The sequence below is a fragment of the Caballeronia sp. genome (assembly GCF_049581465.1).
Taxonomy (GTDB): Bacteria; Pseudomonadota; Gammaproteobacteria; order Burkholderiales; family Burkholderiaceae; genus Caballeronia.
Genome location: NZ_JBAUSA010000792.1, coordinates 1 through 1,726, shown reverse-complemented (window position 1 = coordinate 1,726; position 1,726 = coordinate 1). Strand labels below are relative to the sequence as shown.

The 1,726-nt window shown below is 65.2% G+C and carries 2 protein-coding genes; both read right to left on the bottom strand.

The annotated features are described in order from the left end of the window. The coding region (locus WCA53_RS19545) for a cytochrome d ubiquinol oxidase subunit II (RefSeq protein ID WP_423914376.1) at nt 1–253 on the bottom strand (253 nt) is incomplete at its 3' end. Between the two features lie 2 nt (nt 254–255). Further along, nucleotides 256–1,608, bottom strand: a complete 1,353-nt coding sequence (locus WCA53_RS19540; protein ID WP_423914373.1) for a cytochrome ubiquinol oxidase subunit I — start codon at nt 1,606–1,608, stop codon at nt 256–258. Nucleotides 1,609–1,726 lie beyond the last annotated feature (118 nt).

Here is a 1,726-nt window from a genome sequence, read left to right as displayed (position 1 = left end):
GCGCCAGGAGAACGGTTCCGAGGGCCGCGAATCCGCTTGGGAAAGCGGAGAACAGGATCGTGATCGTGAAGATCAACCAGACGTGGTTTGCTTCCCACAGGGGTCCGATCGCGCCCGCGATCGCGGTACGCTGCTCGATGCTTTTGCCGGAGGTCAGGTAGAGGATCCCGGCGCCGAGGTCGGCTCCGCCAAAGATGGCGTACGTGGTCAGGGTGAGGCCGACTCCGATCGCGATCAGGGCGGGCAGGCTCATACTCAGGCCGCTCTCACGATTGGGCTCGACGATGGCTCTGGGGTCCCGGTTGATACTCGTCGCACGCCCCACACCGTCACCGCGCTGAGCGCGATATAGAGCACCGTGAACCCGGCGAATGTGGCGCCCAGACCGGATGCCGTCGTGATCGCCTTCGAGGTGCGAAACACTCCGTAGACGACCCATGGTTGGCGTCCGAACTCACTCACCAGCCAGCCAAGCTCGTTGGCCACGAACGCCAGCGGCCCAGCGGCGGCCAACGCCATCAGCGTGAACCGGTCTTCCGGACCGGGGCCATTGCGGCGGCGGCGCAGCCAGTACCAGAGGCTCACGAGCACCAGCCCCGTTCCGATCCCGACCATCCCGATGAACGCCAGACGTGTCGGCCCCGCGAGCGGTGTGCGATCCGCCTTCGGGAACGTGTCCAGCCCCCGCACACGCGCATTGGGCTTGTCATACGCGAGCAGACTCAGCAGGTTCGGAACCTTGACGTTGAAGACGGTGGTGGCGTGGCCCGGCAGCGGGATCCCGCCAACGTTGAGACCGGCGCCCGTCTCTGTGTGGGTCACGCCCTCGATCGCGGCGAGCGTTGCCGGCTGGTGCTGGGCCACGGTCCGGCCGAGTAGATCGCCGACCCCGAGCTGCAACGGAGCGATGATCGCCGCGATCGCCAGCGACACCGTGATCGCTTTGCGGTGATAGGAGTCGCGGCGGCCTCGCAGCATCCCAACGGCATAGACGGCAGCGACGCCAAAAGTGGTCGCTAGATAAGCACCGAGCACCATATGCGAGGTCTCGGTCGCCCAAGCCGGGTTGAACATCGCCGCCAGCACGTTGACGTGCGTCACCCGGCCGTGCACGAGCTCAAAGCCACGTGGCACGTTCATCCACGCGTTCGCGGTCACGATAAAGAACGCCGACGCCGCGGAGGCGAGGGCGATCGGGATCCCTGACAGCCAGTGCGTCCGAGCAGACAGCCGATCCCACCCGTACAGATAAATGCCGACGAAGATCGCCTCGATAAAGAATGCCGCACCCTCCAGCGAAAACGGCAAACCGATGATGCCGCCAGCGAATGCCATGAACCGCGGCCACAAGAGCCCCAGTTCAAAGCTGATGATCGTCCCCGAAGCCGCCCCGACCGCGAACAGGATCGCGAACACCTTCGACCATCGACGCGCCAACGCCCGCCACGTCGGATCACCGGTACGCAGATACATCCCCTCCGCGGTCAACATCATCAACGGCAACCCAACCCCCAGCACCGCGAAGAACAAATGAAAACTCAACGACGTTCCCATCTGCCCGCGTCCCTCCGCCAAGTGACCAACCGCACCCAACACAAACAGACCCATCAACGCTCACCCCCGCCCGGCCCGCTCGAGACGAAGCTGGTGCGCAGCTGCCAGGCTGACGACACAGTGCTGCGCTCCCTCGTGGCCGTCTCGGCGGCCGACGAGCCGGCGAGAGTGT